Genomic DNA, 21921 nt, shown 5'->3' on the forward strand with positions numbered 1-21921 from the left:
GTGACCAGCCCGCCCGACGACTCCAGCTCGGCGCGCCGCGATCCGGAGCCGTCGCTGCTCGGCCCGGTCGGCGAGCGCGTCCCCGACGTCGAGCGGATCGCCGTGCTGCGCGCCAACGCGCTCGGTGACTTCATCTTCGTCCTGCCGGCGCTGGACGCGCTGCGGTCCGCGTACCCGTCGGCCGAGATCGTGCTGCTCGGCGCGCCCTGGCACGCGGCGCTCTGGCGGGACCGGCCCGGCCCGGTGGACCGGGTGCTGGTGGTGCCGGCGGCGCCCGGCATCCGCGACCCGGGGCCCGGCGAGGAACCCGGTGACGTTCCGGCGTTCCTGGCCGCCGCCCGCGCCGAACGGTTCGACCTGGCGTTGCAGGTGCACGGCGGCGGCGGCAACTCGAACCCGTTCGTGGCCGGGCTGGGCGCCCGGGTCACCGCCGGCCTGCGGGCCGAGGGAGCGCCGCCGCTGGACCGGTGGATGCGCTACGTCTACTACCAGCACGAGGTGATCCGCTACCTGGAGGTGGCCGCCCTGGTCGGGGCGCCGGCCACCACGATCACCCCGGCGCTCGCGGTCACCGCCGCCGACCGGGCGGAGGCCGCCGCCGTGCTCGGCGAACCCACCCGCCCCCGGGTCGCGCTGCACCCGGGCGCCACCGACACCCGGCGCCGCTGGCCGCCGGAACGCTTCGCCGAGGTCGCCCGCGAGCTGACCGGAGACGGGTACGAGGTGCTGGTCACCGGCACCCCGGCGGAGCAGGAGGCGGTCGACGCGGTGGTGGCGGCGGCCGGTGTTCCGGTGCGTCCCCAGGTCGGCACGCTCAGCCTGGGCGCGCTCGCCGCCGCGTACGCGGACTGCGCGCTGGTGGTCTCCAACGACACCGGCCCGCTGCACCTGGCCGCCGCCGTGGGCGCGCCGACCGTGGGCGTGTTCTGGATCGGCAACCTCATCAACGGGGCGTCGCCGCTGCGTGGGCGGCACCGTCCGATCGCGGCCTGGACCACCCGCTGCCCGGTGTGCGGCGTCGACTGCACCCCCGGGATCTACCCGCACCGGCCGGGCGACGGCGAGTGCCCGCACCGGGTGTCGTTCGTGGCCGACGTGCCGGTCGCCGAGGTGGTCGAGGCGGCCCGGGAGCTGCTCACACCTCCGCGGGCGACTCGCTGAGCAGCACTTCCCACGCCTCCACGTCGCGTTCGGTGACGGTGGTCGGCGACTCCAGGTGGTAGGCCCCGCTGGGCAGCACCCCGGCTCCGCCGTGCCGCTCCAGCACCGCGAGCTGCGCGGCGACGTCCTCGCCCTGATGCCGCTCGGGCAGCCGCTCCCAGAAGTCGAAGCCGCCGGCCTCGACGAGCTTGGCCCGGTCGTAGAGCACGCATCCGCCGATCCAGGAGATCTTGTACGCCCGCCACTCGCCCGCCGCCAGGCCCAGCTTCTCGGTGATGTGCAACAGGTTAGCCGCCGGGTGGATGGACGCCCGGTGCCATTCCGGCGTGCCGGGAACGATCCGTTCCGGCACCGGCGGCCCGGTCCACTCCTCGTAGTGCTGGTGCGTGCCCGGGCGGACGTCGTCGGCGTAGGACAGGCCGTGCACGGCGTTGCCGACGAAGCCGCAGCCCAGCTCGCCGAGCGCGGTGACCAGGCGGGACAGGGCGCCCGGCTCCAGCCACACGTCGTCGTCGAGGCAGAGCACCGCGTCGGCCGCCGACTGGGCCAGCAGGTATGACCGGTGCTCGGCCAGGCCGCGCCGGGGCAGCCGCCGGGTCAGCAGCACCGGGTGCCCCCGGTGGCGCAGCGCCCGGACCATCGTGGCGGCAGCCGGGTGCGCGTACGCGGGATCACCGTCGGACTGGTCGCTGACCACCACCCCGAAACCGGGTACGCCCTCCTGGGCGGCCAGCCCGGACAGCGTGACAGCCAGTTCGGCGGGCCGGTTGCGGGTGGGGATCAGCACGTCGAGCCGCCGGTGACGCCGGAACCGTCCGGGCGTGCCCGGGTCGAGCGGACGGGTCACGCCGGCCTGCCCTCGCCGACCGGGTGGGCGCGGATCCGGTCGATGATCGCCGAAGTGGAGCGGTCCGGCACGTACCCGAGCGTGCGCACCTGACCGCCCAGCCGCCGGACCAGCGGCGCCTCCGGCACCATCTCCGGCGGGTAGTCGCCGCCCTTGACGTAGACGTCGGGGCGGACCGCCTCGATCAGCCGGGCCGGCGAGTCCTCCTCGAAGACCACCACGTGGTCGACGCAGGCCAGCGCCGCCAGCAGGGCGATCCGGTCCTCGACCGGGTTGACCGGCCGGTCCGGGCCCTTGAGTCGCCGTACGCTGCCGTCCGAGTTGACCGCCACGATCAGCAGGTCGCCGAGCGCGCGGGCCTGGGTCAGGTAGCGGACGTGCCCCGGGTGCAGCACGTCGAAGCAGCCGTTCGTGAACACCACCGACCGCCCGGCCCGCCGGTGCTCGCCCACCAGCGCGGCCAGCTCGTCGGCGCCGACCAGGGCCGGATGCCCGCCCTCGTCCGCGCCGGTGCCCAGCGCGGCCAGCAGATCCTGCCGTCGGCACACGCAGGTACCGGTGTCGGCCACCGTGATGGTGGCGGCGAGTTGGGCGAGCTGGGCGGCGGTGGGCAGGCCCGCGTCGGCGGCGAGCGCCAGCGTCATGGCCGCCAGGTAGGCGTCCCCGGCGCCCACCGCGTGGCTGGCCGGGACCGGGGTGCTGTGGCTGCGCCGGGGTTCGCCCTCGGCGCCGCCGACCACCGCGCCCTCGGTGTCCAGTGTCACCGCCACCACGTCGGCGCCGGTGTGTGCGCGCAGCTCGGGCAGGCGCGACTCGGCCAGTACGGCCCGGTCCACTCCGGCGCCGGCCGCCGCGTTCACCGTCACGCCGGTCCCGGTGACGCTGAGGCCGTCGCCGGTCAGCGCCACCCGCTCCTCGCCGGGCACGGGCTCGCCGGTCGGGCCGGCCGGCGCCTCGGCGGCGGGCGTGCCGGAGGCCGGGTGCGGGCTGCCCGGTACGCGCTCACCGGACCCGCCGGGGGCGGCGCCCACCATCAGCTCGGACGGGCCGTCGGTCTCCGCCCGGTGGTTCAGATGTACGTCGCCGCTGGGGACGGCACCCCGCTCGGCGTGCGCGAACCCGGCCGCCGCGCGGGCCAGCAGCCGGGTCGCCTCGGCGAAGCTCGGCGTCACCACCGTCGGGTTCAGCCCGCGCCAGTCGGCCAGGTCGTGCGCGTCGAGCGCCACGGTGCCGTACCGGTCGCGGTTGGCGACCAGCCAGGCGCGTACCGCCGAGGGCAGCGCGCCCAGGCCGTAGTCGCAGACCACGAGCGTGAGCGGCTGACCGGCGGCCACCGCCCGCAGCTCCTCGGTGGCACAGTGCAGCGCGGTCAGGAGGCGGGCCACGCCGTCGGCGTCCAGCCCGTCCTCCGGACCGCCGGAGTCCTCGCGGAGCAGGATCTGGTTGCCGGCGAGCATCCGCCGTTTGACCGGCGTGGGGCGGCCCGGCTGGCTCACCGTGCGGTCCCAGACCGCCGCCCGGTCCAGGCAGTCGTGCAGTTCGTCGCCGGCCACGTCGGCGCCGACCGGCGCGACCAGGGCGGCCCGGCCGCCGAGCGCTGCCACGTTCACCGCCGTGTTCGCGGCACCCCCGGCCGCGGAGATCCGCCGCCGCAGGGTGAGGACCGGTGCGGGCGCCTCCCGGCAGAGCCGCTCCGACTCGGCGAACCGCCACTCGTCCAGCATGGCGTCCCCGACGACCAGCACGGGACGCTGCTGCCAGCTCGCCACGACGGTGGCCAGCCGGCGCTCTTCCGCTGCTGCTCCTGCCATGCCTGTGCGGATCCCCCCGGGCTGTCGGGCCAAACGCGACGCGGGCCTCCCGATGCGTCCGGTTTCGCGGCATCGGGCGGGGGAACCGTGCAGACGTACCCCGGAGAGGAGGAGGCGGACGCCGGGGCGTACGACGGCCTGGTCCTGCCCGGTGGCGTGGCGAACCCCGACTTCCTGCGGACGGACCCGGAGGCGGTGCGGTTCGTCAAGTCGTTCTTCGACGCGGGCAAGCCGGTCGGCGTGATCTGCCACGGCCCGTGGACGCTCGTCGAGGCGGACGTGGTGCGGGGCCGCACCGTCACCTCCTGGCCGAGCCTGCGCACCGACCTCACCAACGCCGGCGCGAACTGGGTCGACCAGGAGGTCGTCACCGACAACGGGCTGTTCAGCAGCCGCAAGCCGGACGACCTGCCGGCGTTCTGCGCCAAGATCGTCGAGGAGTTCGCCGAGGGTCGGCACACCGCTTACTGAGAACTCGCGTCCCGGCTCAAAGGCGCCCGCGCCCGGCTACTTGAGGATCAGCCGGTTGGTCTGCTCGAACACGTCCAGGTCGGCGAGCGTCTCGTGCACGCTCGACGACAGCGGGTGCGGGAAGTCCGCCGGGTGGAAGAACCCCGAGTCGGTGGTCTCGTCGGTGAACCGGGCCAGCTCGCCGTCCCATTCGTCGACCCGGAACGCCGTGGTGAAGACCTGGTAGGTGTGCCCGTACATGTTGGTGTGGGTGCGGTCCGGGCCGGTGTAGAGCGCGAACGCGCTGACCCGCAGCGCCCGCAGCCCGGTCTCCTCCCGGACCTCCCGGACCGCGCAGTCGGCGATCGACTCGCCGAGTTCCATGGCGCCGGCCGGCAACGCCCACTGGCCGTTGTCGGAACGCTGGATCAGCAGCACCCGGGCGGCGTTGTCGCGCACCACGGCGCGGGCGCCGACGAACATCAGGGTGCGGTCACCGGCCAGGGCGCGGAGCTGCCCCACGTACGAGTCGGCCCACGAGATGCTCACCCGGACAATCTACGCATCATCCGCGATCACCTCGACGATTCCGGGGGGTTCCGCAGATGTGACCGCCGCCACTACGTTGTTACCCATGCGTAGCACGATGATGGATGCCCCGCTCCAGGTCGCCCGGATCCTCGAACACGGCGCCACCGTGCACGGCGCGGCGGAGGTGGTCACCTGGACCGGTGCCGAACCCCGCCGGATGACGTACGCGGAGGTCGGCCGTGCCGCCGCCCGGCTGGCCCACGCGCTGCGCGACGAGTGCGGGGTGACCGGCGACGAGCGGGTCGGCACGTTCATGTGGAACAACAACGAGCACCTGGTGGCGTACTTCGCCGTCCCGAGCATGGGCGCGGTGCTGCACACGCTCAACATCCGGCTCTTCCCCGACCAGGTCGCCTACGTCGCCAACCACGCGCAGGATCGGGTGGTGCTCGTCGACAGCACGCTCATCCCGTTGCTCGCCCGGGTGATCGGCGAGATGACCACTGTGGCCCACGTGGTGGTGGTCGGCGGCGGCGACCCGGCCCCGCTGCTGGCCGCGGCCGGCGACCGGATCACCGTGCACCACTGGGACGCGCTGCTGGCCGACCGCCCGGACCACTTCGACTGGCCGGAGGTGGACGAGCGCGACGCCGCCGCCCTCTGCTACACCTCCGGGACCACCGGCCACCCCAAAGGTGTCGCCTACTCCCACCGCTCGATCTACCTGCACTCGCTCCAGGTGTGCATGCCGGAGGGCTTCGGTCTCGGCCCGAACGACAGGGAACTGGCCATCGTGCCGATGTTCCACGCGATGTCGTGGGGCCTGCCGTACGCGGCGTTCCTCTCCGGCGCCTCCCTGCTCATGCCGGACCGGTTCCTCCAGGCCGAGCCGATCGCCGCGATGATCGCCGCCGAGCGCCCCACGCTCGCCGGGGCGGTGCCGACCATCTGGACCGACCTGCTGGCCTACCTGGACGCGCACGAGGTGGATCTCTCCTCGCTGAAGGAGGTGATCGTCGGCGGGTCGGCCTGCCCGCCGGCGCTGATGCACGCGTTCCACGACCGCTACGGCATCGACGTCATCCACGCCTGGGGCATGACCGAGATGTCGCCGCTGGGCTCGGTCTCCCGGGCGCCGGCCGGGGCGACCGGCGACGACGCCTGGCGCTACCGCTACACGCAGGGCCGCGTCCCGGCGGGTGTGACCGCGCGGATCGTGGGCCCGGCGGGCGAGCCGCTGCCCGCCGACGGGACGTCGGTGGGCGAGCTGGAGGTACGCGGACCGTGGGTGACCGCGCGGTACATCGGCGACGACGCACCGGAGGAGGAGAAGTTCCGGAACGGCTGGCTGCGTACCGGTGACGTCGGCACGCTCTCGCCGGACGGCTACATCACGCTCACCGACCGCGCGAAGGACGTGATCAAGTCGGGCGGGGAGTGGATCTCCTCGGTCGAGCTGGAGAACGCCCTGATGGCGCACCCGGCGGTGCTGGAGGCGTGCGTGGTGGGCGTACCGGACGAGCGCTGGGACGAGCGGCCGCTGGCCACTGTGGTGGTCCGCGAGGGCGCCTCGGTGACCGCCGAGGAGCTGCGGGACTTCCTCGCCGGTTCGGTCTCCCGCTGGCAGTTGCCGGAGCGCTGGGCGTTCATCGACGCGGTGCCGAAGACCAGCGTCGGCAAGTTCGACAAGAAGGTGGTGCGCTCGCGGTACGCCGACGGCGGGCTCGACGTGCGGGAACTGACCGCGTCGTAACGTTTCGCGGCGTACCGTCGCCTACACGGGTAGGAACGAGTTCCCAACGGACTTTCCTCCCCAGAGGGCGGCCCCGGCGTTCGCACCGCGCCGGGGCCGCCCGTCCGTTACGGGGTGACCCGCACCGTCATTGTTGCGAAACTTGTTCGCGTCTGTCCGGCTGTCGGGGAAATCCGGTCGCCTACTCGTCGGCGGTGCTCACCAGCACCTTGCCCACCGCGCCGTCCTGCACCGCCTGCTGCGCGGCGGCGGCCTCCGCCAGCGGATACCGGTGCAGCGGCAGCCCCGCCTCCTCGCCGACCCGGATCGCGCCCTGCGCCACCGCCGCCGCGATGTCGGTCACCGCCTGAGCCTTCGCCACCTTCGGCGCGGTGTAGATCAACACGAACTGCCAGCGCGCGTTCGGGCCCATCAGCGGCCGGATCGGCAACGTCACCTCGCCACCGCCGTCGTCGGCGTACACGCAGACCGCCCCGCCGGTGCGCAGCATCCGCACATCGGCGGCGGCGTTGCGGGCGGCTGACACCTCGACGATCGTGTGCACCCCGTCGGGCGCGACCTTGCGGACCTCCTCGACCACGTCCTGCTCGCGATAGTTGATCACGAAGCTGGCGCCGGCCGCCGCCGCGAGCTGCGCCTTCTCCGGGCTGCTCACCGTGGTGATCACGCACGCGTCGGCCCACCGGGCGAGCTGGATCGCCGCATTGCCCACCGCACCCGCACCGCCCTGCACCAGCACCACGTGGTCGCTCAGCGCGCCGGCGTGCAGCTTGTCCGGCATGAACTCGCCCGCGGTCAGGCAGCGGTGCGCGGTCATGAACGGGATACCGAGCGCCGCGCCCAGGTCGAACGAGGCCGCACCGAGCGGCACCGCGTGCCGGACCGGGACCAGTGTGTACTCGGCGGCGGTGCCCCACGGCCGCTGCCACGCCGCCTCCCACACCCAGACCCGCTCACCGATGAGCGTCCCGTCCACGCCCCCACCGACCGCCTCGACCACCCCGGCGCCGTCCTGGTGCGGGATCTGCCAGCCGGCCGGCAGCGGCCACGCCTGGCGGGCCTTCCAGTCGGTCGGGTTCACGCCCGACACGGCCATCCGGACCAGCACCTCGCCCGGTCCGGGTTCCGGCACCGGCCGCTCGGCCACCTGGAGCACCGAGGCGTCCCCGCTGCGCTCGTACACGATCGCCCTCATCGCCGTCCCTCCATTCAAGGAAGGGCCCCCTATTAACGCCTCAGGTAGAGGAAGGGCCCCTTCCTAACATCCCTCGACCAGCTCGGGCGTGAGCGCGCCGATCGAGGGGAGCAGCACGGCCGCCAACGCCTGCGCGTCCGGGTCGAGCGGGTACGACGAGTGCGGCACCGCCACCACCCGGCATCCGGCGGCGGCCGCCGACCGGACCCCGTTCGACGAGTCCTCCACCGCCACGCACCGGGCCGGGTCGACGCCCAACCGCTGCGCCACCGCGAGCCACACGTCGGGCGCGGGCTTGCCCCGGGCGGTCTCCTCGGTCGACAGCGTCGCGCCGAACGCGCCGGCCAGCCCTGTCGCGTCCAGCGCCGCCGCGATCAGCCGGGTCGGTGAGGAACTGGCCAGCCCCAGCGGCCACCGCGCGGCCATGCCGCGCACCACCGCGTCCGCGCCGTCGATCAGCGGTACGCGCTGCGCGTACCGCCGGGCCATCTCGGTCACCACCTCGGTGGCGACCTGCTCGGCCGACCTGTCGACGCCCAGCTCACCGCTCAGGTACGCGGCCCACTCGCCGGTGCTCATCCCCATCAGCCGGCGCTGCGTGTCCGGCTGCCAGGTGCCCCCGTGCTCGGCCACGTACGCGCGCCGGACCTCCTCCCAGACCGGCTCGGAGTCCACGATCACGCCGTCCAGGTCGAAGAGCACCGCGTCCACCACGTCGACCATCCTGCCCCAGCCGACGGCCGGACTCACCGCGGAAGCGCCGCCGACGCCGAACGCTGCGCCGGAAGACCGATCGGGGCCTGGGACGGGATGATCGTGCGGCAGCGCGTCGCGATCGGTTCCAGCAGCTCCCGCAGCCGGGCGGTAGGCTCCGCGCCCAGCGCCCGCCACGGACCCGCCGCGGCCCGGTCGGTGGCCTCCTCGACCACGCGGAACGTCTCAGTGGCGTACGGCGTGGGACTCAGCTCGGCGGTCAGCCAGCCCTTCTCCACCAGGCGTTGCTCGGCGGTGGTCCACTGCTCGTCGGTCCACCCCCGGGCCGGCTGGTGGAACTCGCGGGACTGGTCGACCCGGCACCGCCAGGCCACCACCTCGACCGGTTCCAGCCCGGTCGTCACCAGCGCCGCCACGTGGCCGTCTCCGCGGTGCTCGCGCAGCGTGGCGGCGGCCTGCCAGAGCCGGGCGAGCGGGTATTCGCCCCGGGGCAGCGCGGCGTTCACCGCGCCGAGCACCCGCCCGGCGACGTCCACCCGGCCGGCCGCCTCCGCCAGCAGGTCGGCGGCCTCGACCAGATGCGACTCGGGCAGTTCGTAGGTGAACTCGGCGAGCGCCTGGACGCCACCGGTGAGCCGGGCCCGCAGCGCCTCCTCCGGGGTGGCCAGGCGCCACACCGACGGCAGCGCACGGGCCACCATGGCCGGCGCGAAGCTGAAGAACGCGGCGGTCACCGCGGGCGCGTCGACCGCTCCGAGCGGCGCGGCCCGGCCGGCGAAGTAGCCGCGCCAGTAACCCCGCAGCCCGACCGCCTCGAACGCGGCGCGGGCGCGCGGATGGAAGTAGGTGACCGCGTGGACCGGCTCGTAGAGCGTCCACATCTGCCGGGCCACCCCGGTCTCGTCCAGCGCCGCCACGTGCACCTCCGCGTCGGTGGGCAGGTCACCACGGGCGGACGTACCGCCCGTGGTGACCACGAACCTACTGCCGCTGGGTGACCGGACGGAAGCCCGGAGTGAGCTACTGCGCAGCCAGCACGTCGACGACGAAGCGCAGCGGCCCGGCCGGACGGCCGCCCGCGGCGTCGTTGCCGTACGCCAGCTCGGCCGGGAGGTCCAGCTGGACCCGGCTGCCCACCGGCACGCCGACCAGGCCCTGGTCCCAGCCCTTGATGACCTGGCCCACGCCGATCTGGAAGGTGGCCGGCTGGCCGCTGTCCCAGGACGCGTCGAACTGCTTACCGTCCTTGTAGAAGACACCCACGTAGTTCGTGGTGATGTTCTGCCCGGCCTTCACCGCCGGGCCGGTGCCCTTGACGAGCGTGGTGACGGTGAGCTTGGTCAGCTCACCGGTTCCGGCCTGCACAGTCGGCTTGGTCTTCAACGCCGGGTCGATGCCGGCGGGCAGCTCCGCAGCGGGCGGCGCGGTGGGCTCGGCCGGGGCGGTGGGACTGGCCGAGGAGCCGGCGGTGGACGCCTTGTCGTCGTCGCCGCTGTTCAGCCAGACCAGGCCGCCGACCAGAGCCACCACGGCGAGCACACCGACGGCCGCGCCGAGGATCGACTGCCGGCGACGGCGCGCCTCGGCCGCCTTCTTCTCGGCCAGCTGGGCGGCCAGCCGCCGCTGTGCCTTGGTGGCCGGGGCCTGGCCCGCCGACCGGTTCTCCACACGCTCGCTCACGTCGACTCCCTGCAGGGTGGGTGGGTGCGCCCCCGGCGGGCCGCCGCCGAGGCCAGCGCACACGGTACCCGCCCGGACCCCCAGCGTGCCGCTGCGCCCGCCACGATCCGGACACGAAGCCCGATACGGGGGCACCGCGCAGGGATACGTCCCGAACCATGGCGATCCTCAGCGAAGAAGACCCGGCCCGTCCGCGTCACCCCGACCGAGAAGCTCGGCCGCGGCTGAGCGGCGAAGGCGCCGCCCTCCACCCGGGGCGGGGCCTTCGCCGTACGCGTCAGGCGGTCTTCTTCTTCGCGGGCGCCTTCTTGGCGGTGGTCTTCTTGGCCGGTTCGGCCTTCTTCGCCGCCGTCTTCTTCGCGGGGGTCTTCTTGGCGGTGGTCTTCTTGGCTGGTTCGGCCTTCTTCGCCGGCGCCTTCTTCGCGGCCTTCTTCGCCGAGCGGGCCGACGAGATCGGCGTCGGCTCGGCGCCGCCACCGGACGGCGCCTCGCCCCGGGCCGCGCGGGCCCGCTCCACGGACGCCTTGAGCGCCGCCATCAGGTCCACCGCGGCGGCCGGCGCCGCCTCTTCCTCCTCCGGCTGCACCACCTCGCGGCCCTCGACCTTGGCGTCGATGACCTCCTGCAACGCCGCCCGGTAGTCGTCGGTGAACGCGTCCGGCTCGAACTCACCGGCCATCGAGTCGATCAGCGAACTGGCCATCGCCAGCTCCGGCGGGCGCACCTTCAGGTCCTCGTCCAGGAAACCGAAGTCGGGCCGGCGGATCTCGTCCGGCCACAGCATGGTGTTGAGCAGCAGTACGCCCTCGCGGACCCGCAGCGTGGCGAGCTGCTCGCGCTGGCGCAGCGCCACCTTGACGATCGCCACCCGCTCCGAGTCGGACAGCGCGTCGCGCAGCAGCACGTACGGCTTGGTCGCCGAGCCCTCCGGCTCCAGGAAGTACGCCTTGTTGTAGAGGATCGGGTCGACCTGCTCGGCCGGTACGAACTCCAGCACGTCGATCGCGTGCGAGGTGCTCAACGGCAGGTCGGCGAAATCCTCGTCGGTGAGGATCACCATCTCGCCGCCGCCGATGTCGTACCCCTTGGCGATGTCGTCGTAGGTGACCTCCTCGCCGCATACCGAGCAGGTGCGCTTGTAGCGGATCCGGCCGCCGTCCTCACGGTGCACCTGGTGGAAGCGGATGTCCTTCTCCTCGGTGGCCGAGTAGACCTTCACCCCGATCGACACCAGGCCGAACGACACCGCTCCTTTCCAGATCGCCCGCATGCCCGCGCTCCTCTCCCCGGTTGACCACCAGAATCGCAAACGATCGAACGGGACGCACGCGCTTCGCTACGCAACTACAGTCAGAAGGTGCCCGGCGCGCCGTTGAAGCCGATGCTCGCGACGACCGGGCAGCTCCCGGCCGGCGCGGGCTGGTCGTACGAGTTCAAGTGGGACGGCGTCCGCGCGCTCGCCGACATCTCCCGCGGCGACCGGCACTTCTACGCACGCTCCGGCGTCGAGATCACCACCGCGTATCCGGAACTGCTCAACCTGGCCGAGCAGGTAGGCGACGCGCTGCTCGACGGCGAGGTGGTCCTCTTCACCGACGGACAACCCTCGTTCACCGCGCTCGCCGAGCGGATGCACGTCCGCAACCCGGCGAAGGCGGCGCGGCTCGCGGCGACCGTACCCGTCACGTACATGGTTTTCGACCTGCTGCGGCTCGACGGCGTCGACCTGACCGCCCGCCCGTGGCGGGAGCGGCGGGCGGCGCTGGAGTCGCTCGGGCTCGGCGCCGCCCGGTGGGCGGTGCCGCCGGTCTTCGCCGACGGCCCGGCCACCTACGCGGCGGCCGGCGAGCACGGGCTGGAGGGGGTGATGGCCAAGCGGGCCGACTCGCTCTACCGGCCCGGCGTGCGCTCGCCGGACTGGGTGAAGGTCAAGCTGGAGGTCACCGCCGACTTCGTGGTCGGCGGCTGGCGACCAGGCGCGCGGCGCGTCGGCGGCCTGCTGGTCGGCGTGCCCGGCCCGGACGGGCGGCTGGTCTATCGGGGGCGGGTCGGCGGCGGGATCGGCGCGGCGATCGAACGGGAACTGCTCCGCGAGCTGGAACCGTTGCGCACCGCCGTCTCGCCGTTCGCCGCCGGTGTGCCGCGCGAGGATGCCCGCGGCGCGATCTGGGTAACTCCCCGGGTCGTGGTGGAGGTCAAGTACGGCCAGCGCACACCGGACGGGCGGCTGCGCTTCCCGCGTATCCTGCGCCTGCGCCCGGACAAGCCGCCCGAGGAGGTCGACGATGCCGTCTGACCGGCTCAAGGTCGAGGTCGAGGGGCGCTCACTGGAGCTGTCCAACCTGGACAAGGTGCTGTTCCCGAAGGCCGGTTTCACAAAGGGCGAGGTCATCGACTACTACACCCGGATCGCCCCCGTGCTGCTGCCGCACCTGCGGGACCGCGCGCTGACCCGGATCCGGTTCCCCAACGGCGTCGACGGCGGCTCGTTCTTCGAGAAGAACGCGCCCGCCGCGACCCCCGGTTGGGTACGGAAGGAGAACCTGCCCGCCCCCGGGTCGACGAAGGGGCGGGAGACCATCGACTACGTGGTCTGCGACGAACTGCCCACGCTCGTGTGGCTGGCCAACCTGGCCGCGCTGGAGCTGCACACTCCGCAGTGGAAGATCGGCGCGCACCCGGACATGATGGTCGTCGACCTGGACCCGGGCGCCCCGGCCGCGCTCGAGCAGTGCTGCCAGGTGGCGGTGCTGATGCGCGACCGGCTGGCTTCCGACGGGATCTCCTCGTTCCCGAAGACGTCGGGGAAGAAGGGCATGCAGCTCTGCTGCCCGATCGCCGGTACGCAGGACGCCGAGATCGTCTCCGACTACGCCAAACGGATCGCGCAGGAGCTGGAGCAGGCGCACCCGAAGCTGATCGTGTCGAAGATGGCGAAGAACCTGCGCCCCGGCAAGGTCTTCATCGACTGGAGCCAGAACAACGCGGCGAAGACGACTGTGGCGCCGTACTCGCTGCGCGCCCAGTCGGTGCCCTCGGTGTCGACGCCGCTGACCTGGGACGAGGTGGAGGCCGGTGCGTCCGGCAAGCGGCCGTCGACGAAGCCGTACACGGCGGGGGAGGTGCTCAAGCGGGTGGCGAAGCAGGGTGACCTGCTGGCCCCGCTGCTCGACGGCGGTCCCGAGCTGCCCGCGCGCTGACCCGGGCTGCTTCGGCTGCGCCGGACGGGCGGCTCGGACGGTTAGGGTGGGCGGACCAGCAGACAGGAGTCCGCGCATGGCCCACCAGGCAACCGTCGCCGTCACGCCCGACGCGGTCGGATATACGCTGCTCAGCTACCACGACGACGCGACCGGGGAACGCACCGACCTCACCGCCGCGCAACTCGGCGAGTGGACCGCCCGCAGCGCCGGGCTGCTGCGCGACGGGTGCGGACTGCGCCCCGGTGACCGGGTGGCGGTGCTCCTGCCGCCGCACTGGCGTACCGCCGCGGTGCTGCTCGGGGCCTGGTCGGTCGGGCTGACGGTCTCGTTCCGGCCCCGCGCGCTGGCCGGGCTGCCGGTGCTGGAACCGGGCGCGGACCGGCCGTACGACGCGGTGCTCGTGACCCCGGAGCGCCTCGACGACTGGCTGGAGGACGTGCCCGAGGGGACGCACCGCTACCTGGTGGGGACCGGGCCGGGCCCGCTCGCCGAGGTGCCGCCGGGCTGGCTGGACTGGTCCGCCGAGGTGCTGCGGCACCCGACCGACCCGCCGGACTACACAGCCGTCGACCCGTCCGACCCGGCCACGCCGGACGGCACCAGCTTCGGCGCGTGGCGCCGCCTGGCCGCCGAGATCGCCACCCAGCTCGACCTGCACCCGGGCGACCACCTGGTGATCGACCCGGCCGAGGACGAGCAGCCCTTGAAGTGGCTTCTGGCCCCGTTGTCCGCCGGAGCCACGATCTTGATCCACGCCACCCCAACCCCCTCACCGCCTCGCTGACCTTCGTTGCGGCCCTCGCGGTGCCGGATTTGTGGCTCTCGCCGAGGCGGCAATTTGGTTGACCTTCACGGGAGGGGTGGGGCCTACTGCCTCGGGGAGCTGGACCGTGGGGTCGGGCTCGGCGGTGGCGGGAGTGGGCGTGAGCGGGATCGACGGGCTGGTCTGGCGGGAGTACGGCGAGGACGACCTGCCCGCGTTGACCGGGCTGGCGCAGGCGTGTCTCGCCACTGACGGCGGGTTGCCGCTGTTCGGGCGTACCCCGTTGGCGCGGGCGCGGCTGCTGCAGACGCGTACCCACGGCGCCTGGTCGGGCGGCGACCTGGTCGCGGCCGTCGGGGTCGGCACGGCGCGGACGCCGGCCACCGCCACCGGCCTGGTGCACCCGGTGTGGCGGGGGCGCGGGCTCGGCGGCACGCTGCTCTACTGGGCGGAGAAGCAGGCGGGCGACGCGGGCCTGCTGGTCACCACGGAGACGTGGAACGCGGGCGCGGAGGAGTTGTTCGCGGCGCGCGGCTACACGCGGACGTTCACGGAGTGGGTGCTGCGGCACGACCTCGACGCGCTACCCGAGGTCGCCGCGCCGGACGGCGTGACCGTGGAGCAGGCGACGCTGGGGCCGGAGCTGTTCGCGACCTACCGCCTGTCGTTCGCCGATCGGCCCGGATTCGTGGAGCCCGAGGCCGGCGAGTGGCTGGGCGACCTGCGTGACGACGAGGACTTCCGCCCGGAGTTGACGCTGTTGGCGCGCGGCCCGGCCGGTGAGGCGGCCGGCTTCGTCACAGTGCTCGACGACTGGATCGACCAGGTCGGCGTGGTGCCCCTGTGGCGCGGGCGGCGGGTCGGGGCGTACCTGGTGGCGCGCGTGCTGCGTGGCTTCGCCGACGCGGGCGCGGAGGCCGCGTGGCTCTGCGTCAACGACGACAACCCGGCCGCCGGGCTGTACCGGAGGCTCGGCTTCCACGACTTCGGCCGTCGCGCCCGCTACCTCCGTGACTGACCCGACCCGGGCGGCGATCGTGCGGGCACTCGCCGACCTGTGGGCGAACGGCTGCCCGGTGCCCGCGCCCGGGCACCAGGAGCGGCTCGCCGTCGTGGGCGTGCGCCGCTGGCGCAGCGTCGCGCGCCGGCACCGGGGGCGGCGGCTCAGCCATGCCGCCGAGGAGGGCATGCGCCTCAACCAGTACGTGCTGCGGAAGCTCAGCGCCGCCTGACTGAACATCTACGAACAGTGGCTGTCGACCAGCAATGAGGAAGTCATCATGGAAGATGTCGTGGTAGACCAAGGATGGGTGCCAAAGGTTCCGCGTGTCTAGTGCGACCCAGTTGGAACTGCCCGACCTGAACTGTAGGACCTCCGCTCGGCGTCGGTCAGCGTCACCCGTACCTCGGTGCATTGGGCCGGGCGATCCAGCCCTGCGACTCGATGTCCTTCCACGGCGCGTCTTACCGCTTGGGGCCGATCAGGCTGAACACGTCACCCTCCCGGCCGTCCTCGCGTACCAGGGTGGCGGTCAGGTCCAGTCGGCGAAGGGTTGCGACGGTGGTACCGCTGGCAGTACCATTAATCTGTGCCGTCCATAGACAAGCTCGTTGAAGCGATGCGGAAGAGCCAGCAGAACATCGCCTACAACGATCTCTATGGGGTGTGCGAGCACTATTTCGGCAAGCCGCGGCAGGTCGGCACCTCCCATGCAGTGTTCAAGATGCCCTGGGCGGGCGACCCGCGCGTCAACATCCAGAACGACAAGGGCAAGGCCAAGGCGTACCAGGTACGGCAAGTGCTCAAGGCGATCGACAAGAAGGAGGCCATGTGATGCAGACCGGTCCCCATCCTGAGGTGTCCCACTACACCTACCGCGTTACGTGGTCGGTCCAGGACCGTGAGTTCGTCGCCACCTGCGCCGAGTTCCCGTCCCTCTCCTGGCTGGCACCTTCCCAGATCGAGGCTTTGCAGGGGCTTCAGGCCGTACTGCGTGAAGTGATCGCGGACATGGAGGAGCAGGGCGAACAGGTGCCGCAGCCGTTCGCTGAGCGCAGCTACTCAGGCAAGTTCAACCTCCGCGTCGGAGAGAGCCTGCACCGCGAGCTTGCCATCCACGCCGCCGAGGACGGCATGAGCCTCAACCAGTACGTCCTACGGAAGCTCAGCGCCGCCTGATCAACACGGGTCAGTCCACACTCGGCAGCTTCGGTCCCAGCACGTCGTCGGCGTCCACGATGGTGTACGCGTACCCCTGCTCGGCCAGGAACCGCTGCCGGTGCGCGGCGTACTCGGTGTCGATGGTGTCCCGGGAGACCACCGTGTAGAAGTGCGCCTGCCGGCCGTCGGCCTTCGGGCGCAGCACCCGGCCCAGCCGCTGCGCCTCCTCCTGCCGGGAGCCGAACGTGCCGGACACCTGGATCGCGACAGCGGCCTCCGGCAGGTCGATCGAGAAGTTGCCCACCTTGGAGATGACCAAGGTCCGCAACGAACCCGAGCGGAACGCGTCGAACAGCCGCTCCCGCTCCTTGTTCGTGGTGGAGCCCTGCACGATCGGCGCGTCCAGGTATTCGCCGAGCTGGTGCAACTGGTCGAGGAACCCGCCGATGACGAGGACCTGCTCGGACGGGTGCCGCTCCACCAGAGCCCGGACCACCGGCAGCTTCGTGCGGGCGGTGGCCGCCATCCGGTAGCGCTCCTCGGCCTCCGCCGTCGCGTACGCCAGCCGCTCGGCGTCGGTGAGTGTCACCCGTACCTCGGTGCACTCCGCCGGGGCGATCCAGCCCTGCTGTTCGATGTCCTTCCACGGCGCGTCGTACCGCTTCGGGCCGATCAGGCTGAACACGTCGCCCTCCCGGCCGTCCTCGCGTACCAGCGTCGCGGTGAGGCCGAGCCGGCGACGGGCCTGGAGGTCCGCCGTGAAGCGGAAGATCGGCGCGGGCAGCAGGTGCACCTCGTCGTAGACGACCAGGCCCCAGTCGCGGGCGCCGAACAGGTCCAGGTGGGTGAACGCGCCGCCGCGCCGCGAGGTGAGCACCTGGTACGTGGCGATGGTGACCGGGCGGATCTCCTTGCGCTCGCCCGAGTACTCGCCGATCTCCTCCTCGGTCAGCGACGTGCGGGCGATCAGTTCCCGCTTCCACTGCCGTCCGGCCACGGTGTTGGTGACCAGGATCAGCGTGGTCGCCTTCGCCTCGGCCATCGCCGCCGCGCCGACGAGCGTCTTGCCGGCACCGCAGGGCAGCACCACGACGCCGGACCCGCCGGCCCAGAACGCCTCGACGGCCTCCCGCTGGTACGACCGCAGCGTCCACGGCTTGCCGCCGTCGGAGCCGGACTCGGCCAGCTCGATCGGGTGTGCCTCGCCGTCCACGTATCCGGCCAGGTCCTCGGCCGGCCAGCCCAGCTTGAGCAGCGCCTGCTTGAGCCGGCCCCGCTCGGACGGGTGCACCGCGATCGTGTCGTCGTCGATCTTGGCGCCGAGCATGCCGGCGAGCTTCTTGCTCTTGGCGACCTCGATGAGCACCACCCGGTCCAGCCCGCGCAGCACCAGGCCGTGCACCGGGTCGTTGGCGAGCTGGAGCCGGCCGTACCGGTCCATCGTCTCGGCCACGTCGACCAGCAGCGCGTGCGGCACCGGGTAGCGCGAGTACTTGATCAGCGAGTCGACCACGCCCTCGGCGTCGTGGCCGGCGGCCCGCGCGTTCCACAGGCCCAGCGGCGTGAGCCGGTAGGTGTGCACGTGCTCGGGGGAGCGTTCCAGCTCGGCGAACGGCGCGATCGCCATCCGGCACGCCTGCGCGTCGGGGTGATCCACCTCCAGCAGCAGCGTCTTGTCCGACTGCACGATCAGTGGTCCACCGCTCACGCCAGCGTCCTCTCGTATCGCCCGGAACCCGCTGCCCGGAACTCCGTCCGCACCCGGCTGACCTGCCGCAGGCCGACCATCCAGTGTTGCACGCCGGCGGGCGCCGCAAAAAAGTCTCGCTGGACAGGCAACGCCATACTCGTCCCACACGTCTAGCAAGCGGGACGACTGTCCAGGGAGGGCCCATGCTGCGTGTCCGGTTTCTCGCCCGGGTCGCCGCCCTGGTGGTGGTCGTGCTGGTCGGTGTCGGCGCCTGTGCGCTCGATCCGCAGGCGAACGGCGCCGGGGGGAGCACTCCCGGGCCGGTCGGGCTGACGGAGGGAGCATCGGGGGCGAGCGCGTCGCCCACGCCGGAGCAGCCGGTCACGTCCCCGTCGGCGCAGCCGAGCCGGACGGCCTCGCCGAAACCCTCCCGGTCGCCCGAGGCGACGAAGACGACGAAGCCCGAGCCGAAGCCGAGCGCGTCCGCCGGATGCCCGCAGGGGGAGCACCAGCGGGCCGTGGAGACGTACCTGACCCGGCTGGGCGGCTTCGGGACGCTGACCGTGGACGGCGAGCAGTCCGCCGCCGACTGCGCCGCGATCAGGAAGTTCCAGATCCGGTACGGGATCAGCCCGCCCGCCGGTCGCGCCGGCCCCACCACGTACGACGTGGCGAAGCGGCTCGCCGCCACCGACACCGCGCGGTGCAAAGCCGGTTCCCGGCTCACCTTCTGCGTCGACCTGACCCGGCAGACGGTCTGGGCGATGCGCGGTGGCACCGTGGTGACGGGCCCGACCGTCACCCGCACCGGCATGTCCGGCTTCGCCACCCCGGCCGGCACGTACTCGGTGGGCCGGAAGAACCCGCGTGAGTGGTCCAACCCGTACGAGGTGTGGCTGCCGTACTGGCAGCAGTTCAACGGCGGGATCGGCTTCCACGAGACCACCACCTACCTGCACGACGGCGCGATCGGATCGCACGGGTGCGTCAACCTGCTGCACCGTGACGCGGTACGCCTGTGGGAGCTGGGCTCGGTCGGCACCCGCGTCGTGGTGATCGGCCGCCGCCCCGGCACCTGAGTGCTCCACCTGAGCGCTCCGCCTGCGCGCCGGAACCGAACCGCAACCGCCGCACCCGTGACCGGACCGCCCGGATCAGGGTTTTAACCCCTGTCCGCGCGGTCCGGTTGGTGCAACCCTGGAAGCCGGGTCCATGCCGGGACGGGGAGGGACTGCCATGATCGTTGACCAGGACGTGCTTCCCGACGACGAACGGACGCGGCAGCACGAGGTGCCCACGGCGGTAGTGCTCGCCTACGCGGCCGCCGCCGCGGGGGTGTTCGGCTGGTTCCTGTTCGGGCTGCTGGTGCAGCAGCAGGGCTTCGTCGACTCGGTGGGCGAGTCGGCCGGTGCCGCGTTCGCCCTGCTGCTGGCCGTGTCGGTGATCGGCACGCTGCGCCGGAACGGGGAGTAACTCACTCCTCCAGCACGGCCGCGGTGATCCGGTGCAGCGCGAACGTGTGCAGCATCTCCGTCCGGTCGTCCTCGGCGCGCAGGTAGCCGGCGCCGATCGACACCGGCCGGACCAGCCGGGACGCGGTCGCCCCGTGCGCGTCGACGTAGCCCACCCAGACCAGCGCCTTGTCCCGTACCGCCTGTTGGAGCACCGCCAGCGCGTCGCCGTGCCCGGACACGGGCGCCGGCCCGGCCGCCGCCGGGGCGCCGCGGACCACAGCCGGGGCCCGCCGGGCCGCCCGGGCCGCCGCCTCGCCGCGGCGGATCTGCTCCACCACGCCGAGCAGGCGGGGCATCGGCAGCTTCGGCGTGGCGAGCGGGTCCACCGCACGGCTGATCGCGGTACGGGCCGGTGCCCGCCGGGTCTTCGGCCGCGCCAGCACCATCGCGCCGCCGGCGTCCTCGGGCACCGGGGCGTAACCGGCGTCGCGCAGCGCGGTCAGCATGCGGTTGACCTGGTACGGGGTGACCAGCACCGTGGGCGCGAGCCGGCGGAACGCGAGCGGCTCCAGTCGCCGGTCCGCCTGCACCTCGGTGAGCAGCGCCTCGTCGTCGCTGCGGACGTACGCCCCCGCCGAGCCGACGCGCAGCCCGCCGTGTTTGCGGGCCACGTCGTCGACGAGATAGGTGAGGCCCTGCGGCACCGGGGTACGCGACCGGCGGCGGAACAGCGCGTGCAGGTCGTCGGCGGTGTAGCCGGCGTCGAGCGCCCGCCTGACGCTCGCCGGGGTGACCCGGTGCACGCTGGCTCCGCCCGCCGACTCGTGCTCGGCCACCACGTCCAGCTCGGCGGCGAGCGCCGGGTCGGGCGGGCCGGGCACCACCACCGTCAGGTCGGCCTGCACCAGTACGTGGTCGACCGGGGCGGGCAGCAGCCCGTCCAGCGCCCGTACCGTCGTCGACGCGTCGCCCGACTCGGCGTCGGAGCGCAGCCCGAGCGGGTCGTCACCGCGCTCGTCGGTCTCGGTCAGCTCGGCGAGCAGCAGCCGCCCGTACGAGGTGAGCGCGCCGAGCCCGGTCACGCCCAGCGTGGCGGCCTCGGCGAGCACCTCCCGGTGCGCGGCCTCCCGCCCCCGGGCCCGCCGCGGCGCACGCCAGTCCAGCAGTTCCAGCACCTCGTCGGTGGTCGGCGCGGTGCCGGGTGGCAGGTCGGCCAGCACGGTGAGCACCGCACGACGGGCGGCCGGCGCGCCTGCTCGTTCCGCCTCGGCGGAGAGCACCGAGATGGGCCGGTCCCGGTCGTCGCGCTGCCCGATCAGGCCGGCCTGGCGGGGCATCGCCATCCAGGCGCGGGCGAGCTGCTCCCAGCGCTGGGCCAGCGACACCGCCCGCCACACCTCGTACCCGCCGGTGGGCAGGATCTGCTGGTCGCCGCCGTACCGGGTGGTGGCCGCGCCGGTCAGCTCCATCTCCCCGGTCAGCCCGGCCGCGTACGCCACCTCGAACAGCAGCGCGGTGGCCGGCTCGTCCAGGCCGAGGCCGCGGGCGAGCCGTCGCAGGTCGCGTACGCCGACGCCGCCGGAGCGCAGGACGGGTGCGGGTTCCGCGGTCAGCGCCTCCAGCATCGCCTCGGTGTGCCGGACCACCTCCATGGTCTGCCCGGCCCCGGCCGAGTCGACGGACTTGACCTCGCGCGGCGGCCCGGACACCACCGGCGGGCTGGTGCGCAGCGGGCCCAGCGGACCGGCGTCGCGGCGCAGCACCAGCCCCACCTCGCGGGGCAGCTCGACGGTGCCGTTGCGGCCGCCGGACATCCGGACCAGCAGCCGGTGCTCGACCAGCCAGCGGATCGGCGAGCCGGTCGGCGTTCCGCCGTTGACCAGGTCGGGCGGGAGCACGTCCTGGGCGCCGGTGGCCGGGGCCTCCAGCGCTCCGGGCGTCACGGTTCCGACCGGCGGCCCGGCGGCGAGCCGGTCCAGGACGGCCCGAGCCGAGGGCGGCGCGGACAGCAGCGTCCGACGCAGCTTCGCCGGGTCCGCGCAGAGCGCCGCCGCGCGCGGGTCAAGCTCCGCCGCCGGCCGGCCCAGCCCCGCCGGGTACGGGGACACCTCGTCGATGCCGCCGGCCACGCACAGGTCGTGCTCGGGGCCGTACAGCAGGAACCGGGCCCGGAGCCGGTCGACGGCGGTGCGGACCGCTGTGGGTGCGGGTGGCTGCGGCCCGGCGGTGGCCATGGCCACGATCTGGTCGGTGGAGGTGGCGCCCTCGGGGCCGCGGGTGAGCCGGGCGGCGTCGAGGATCTGGAGGGTGAACTGGTCGAGCCCGTCGAGCGCCCGGGCCACGGAGACCCGGGACTGGGCGCGCAGGGCGAGGGCGGACACGTCGGCCGGCACCGGCACGACGAGGTCCGGCCGCAGCTGGAGCAGGGCGGCAAGCGACTCGTCGGGGAGGGCCCGCAGGTGGTCGGCGAGTGAGGTGGTCATCGTCGTACCACGCTAGCCCGCTGGG

Annotated in this window: 21 protein-coding genes and 2 pseudogenes; 12 read left to right on the forward strand and 11 right to left on the reverse strand. The window is 73.4% G+C overall.

Annotation, left to right across the window (positions count from 1 at the left end; translation table 11 throughout):
* The gene (locus C569_RS0110150) at positions 1-1161 is read left to right on the forward strand and encodes a glycosyltransferase family 9 protein (RefSeq protein ID WP_018785673.1); all 1161 of its coding nucleotides are present in this window, start codon (positions 1-3) and stop codon (positions 1159-1161) included.
* On the opposite strand, the gene C569_RS0110155 is transcribed toward C569_RS0110150, so the two are convergent.
* Both C569_RS0110155 and rfaE2 read right to left on the reverse strand, forming a co-directional pair.
* A complete protein-coding gene (locus tag C569_RS0110155) occupies positions 1136-2008 on the reverse strand; it encodes a glycosyltransferase family 2 protein (protein ID WP_018785674.1) in 873 nt (290 codons plus the stop codon). The genes C569_RS0110150 and C569_RS0110155 overlap by 26 nt on opposite strands.
* Positions 2005-3819: a D-glycero-beta-D-manno-heptose 1-phosphate adenylyltransferase gene (gene rfaE2, locus C569_RS0110160; protein ID WP_026267941.1), complete on the reverse strand. Its 1815-nt coding sequence runs from the start codon at positions 3817-3819 to the stop codon at positions 2005-2007. Before rfaE2 ends, C569_RS0110155 begins: the two co-directional genes overlap by 4 nt.
* 111 nt (positions 3820-3930) lie before the next feature.
* On the opposite strand from rfaE2, the pseudogene C569_RS30045 reads away from it, so the two are divergent.
* Positions 3931-4290, forward strand: a pseudogene (locus C569_RS30045) (type 1 glutamine amidotransferase domain-containing protein); the annotation flags it as partial.
* Positions 4291-4326: 36 nt separating this feature from the next.
* On the opposite strand, the gene C569_RS0110170 reads toward C569_RS30045, so the two are convergent.
* Positions 4327-4818: an NUDIX domain-containing protein gene (locus tag C569_RS0110170; protein ID WP_018785677.1), complete on the reverse strand. Its 492-nt coding sequence runs from the start codon at positions 4816-4818 to the stop codon at positions 4327-4329.
* 85 nt (positions 4819-4903) lie between these two features.
* Between C569_RS0110170 and C569_RS0110175 the strand changes: the two genes are divergently transcribed.
* On the forward strand, positions 4904-6553 hold the full coding sequence (locus C569_RS0110175; RefSeq protein WP_026267942.1) for a fatty acid--CoA ligase: 1650 nt from the start codon (positions 4904-4906) through the stop codon (positions 6551-6553).
* Between the two features lie 181 nt (positions 6554-6734).
* Here C569_RS0110175 and C569_RS0110180 read toward each other — a convergent pair whose 3' ends face one another.
* The 5 genes from C569_RS0110180 to C569_RS0110200 form a co-directional block, all read right to left on the reverse strand.
* On the reverse strand, positions 6735-7748 hold the full coding sequence (locus tag C569_RS0110180) for an NADPH:quinone reductase (RefSeq protein ID WP_026267943.1): 1014 nt from the start codon (positions 7746-7748) through the stop codon (positions 6735-6737).
* Positions 7749-7811: 63 nt separating this feature from the next.
* Positions 7812-8471 (reverse strand): HAD-IA family hydrolase, encoded by a 660-nt coding sequence (locus tag C569_RS0110185; RefSeq protein ID WP_018785680.1) that lies wholly within the window; start codon positions 8469-8471, stop codon positions 7812-7814.
* Between the two features lie 23 nt (positions 8472-8494).
* Positions 8495-9343 (reverse strand): hypothetical protein, encoded by an 849-nt coding sequence (locus C569_RS0110190; protein ID WP_026267945.1) that lies wholly within the window; start codon positions 9341-9343, stop codon positions 8495-8497.
* Positions 9344-9482: 139 nt separating this feature from the next.
* On the reverse strand, positions 9483-10142 hold the full coding sequence (locus C569_RS0110195; RefSeq protein WP_026267946.1) for an FKBP-type peptidyl-prolyl cis-trans isomerase: 660 nt from the start codon (positions 10140-10142) through the stop codon (positions 9483-9485).
* 277 nt (positions 10143-10419) lie between these two features.
* Positions 10420-11412: a Ku protein gene (locus C569_RS0110200; protein ID WP_026267947.1), complete on the reverse strand. Its 993-nt coding sequence runs from the start codon at positions 11410-11412 to the stop codon at positions 10420-10422.
* A gap of 87 nt (positions 11413-11499) precedes the next feature.
* Between C569_RS0110200 and ligD (C569_RS0110205) the strand changes: the two genes are divergently transcribed.
* The 5 genes from ligD (C569_RS0110205) (at position 11500) to C569_RS30050 (ending at position 15340) form a co-directional block, all read left to right on the forward strand.
* On the forward strand, positions 11500-12438 hold the full coding sequence (gene ligD / locus C569_RS0110205) for a non-homologous end-joining DNA ligase (protein ID WP_026267948.1): 939 nt from the start codon (positions 11500-11502) through the stop codon (positions 12436-12438).
* Positions 12428-13342, forward strand: a complete 915-nt coding sequence (gene ligD, locus C569_RS0110210) for a non-homologous end-joining DNA ligase (protein WP_018785685.1) — start codon at positions 12428-12430, stop codon at positions 13340-13342. The genes ligD (C569_RS0110205) and ligD (C569_RS0110210) overlap by 11 nt, the downstream gene beginning before the upstream one ends.
* Positions 13343-13418: 76 nt before the next feature.
* A complete protein-coding gene (locus C569_RS0110215) occupies positions 13419-14129 on the forward strand; it encodes a TIGR03089 family protein (RefSeq protein WP_018785686.1) in 711 nt (236 codons plus the stop codon).
* Between the two features lie 139 nt (positions 14130-14268).
* Positions 14269-15126, forward strand: coding sequence for a GNAT family N-acetyltransferase (locus C569_RS0110220; RefSeq protein WP_026267949.1), 858 nt, complete (start codon positions 14269-14271; stop codon positions 15124-15126).
* Entirely contained in the window at positions 15119-15340 is a 222-nt protein-coding gene (locus C569_RS30050; protein WP_018785688.1) for a hypothetical protein, read from the forward strand. The genes C569_RS0110220 and C569_RS30050 overlap by 8 nt, the downstream gene beginning before the upstream one ends.
* Positions 15341-15459: 119 nt before the next feature.
* Here C569_RS30050 and C569_RS33110 read toward each other — a convergent pair.
* Positions 15460-15656 (reverse strand): annotated as a pseudogene (locus C569_RS33110) (helicase); the annotation flags it as partial.
* Positions 15657-15697: 41 nt separating this feature from the next.
* Here C569_RS33110 and C569_RS0110230 point away from each other — a divergent pair.
* Positions 15698-15943, forward strand: a complete 246-nt coding sequence (locus C569_RS0110230; protein ID WP_026267950.1) for a toxin HicA — start codon at positions 15698-15700, stop codon at positions 15941-15943.
* A complete protein-coding gene (locus C569_RS0110235) occupies positions 15943-16287 on the forward strand; it encodes a type II toxin-antitoxin system HicB family antitoxin (protein ID WP_026267951.1) in 345 nt (114 codons plus the stop codon). Before C569_RS0110230 ends, C569_RS0110235 begins: the two co-directional genes overlap by 1 nt.
* Before the next feature lie 10 nt (positions 16288-16297).
* Here C569_RS0110235 and C569_RS0110240 read toward each other — a convergent pair whose 3' ends face one another.
* Positions 16298-17977, reverse strand: a complete 1680-nt coding sequence (locus tag C569_RS0110240) for a DNA repair helicase XPB (protein ID WP_018785691.1) — start codon at positions 17975-17977, stop codon at positions 16298-16300.
* Between the two features lie 185 nt (positions 17978-18162).
* Between C569_RS0110240 and C569_RS0110250 the strand changes: the two genes are divergently transcribed.
* Both C569_RS0110250 and C569_RS0110255 read left to right on the forward strand, forming a co-directional pair.
* Positions 18163-19038 (forward strand): L,D-transpeptidase, encoded by an 876-nt coding sequence (locus C569_RS0110250; protein WP_018785693.1) that lies wholly within the window; start codon positions 18163-18165, stop codon positions 19036-19038.
* A 157-nt stretch (positions 19039-19195) separates the two neighbouring features.
* Positions 19196-19432 carry a hypothetical protein gene (locus tag C569_RS0110255; RefSeq protein ID WP_018785694.1) on the forward strand — a complete coding sequence of 79 codons (237 nt, stop codon included), beginning with the start codon at positions 19196-19198 and terminating at the stop codon, positions 19430-19432.
* Between the two features lies 1 nt (position 19433).
* Here the strand turns inward: C569_RS0110255 and C569_RS0110260 are convergent, their stop codons facing one another.
* Positions 19434-21896 carry a helicase-associated domain-containing protein gene (locus tag C569_RS0110260; protein ID WP_018785695.1) on the reverse strand — a complete coding sequence of 821 codons (2463 nt, stop codon included), beginning with the start codon at positions 21894-21896 and terminating at the stop codon, positions 19434-19436.
* Between the last annotated feature and the right edge of the window lie 25 nt (positions 21897-21921).

It is taken from the genome of Micromonospora sp. CNB394, assembly GCF_000374985.1.
In the GTDB taxonomy this organism is placed as follows: Bacteria; Actinomycetota; Actinomycetes; order Mycobacteriales; family Micromonosporaceae; genus Micromonospora; species Micromonospora marina.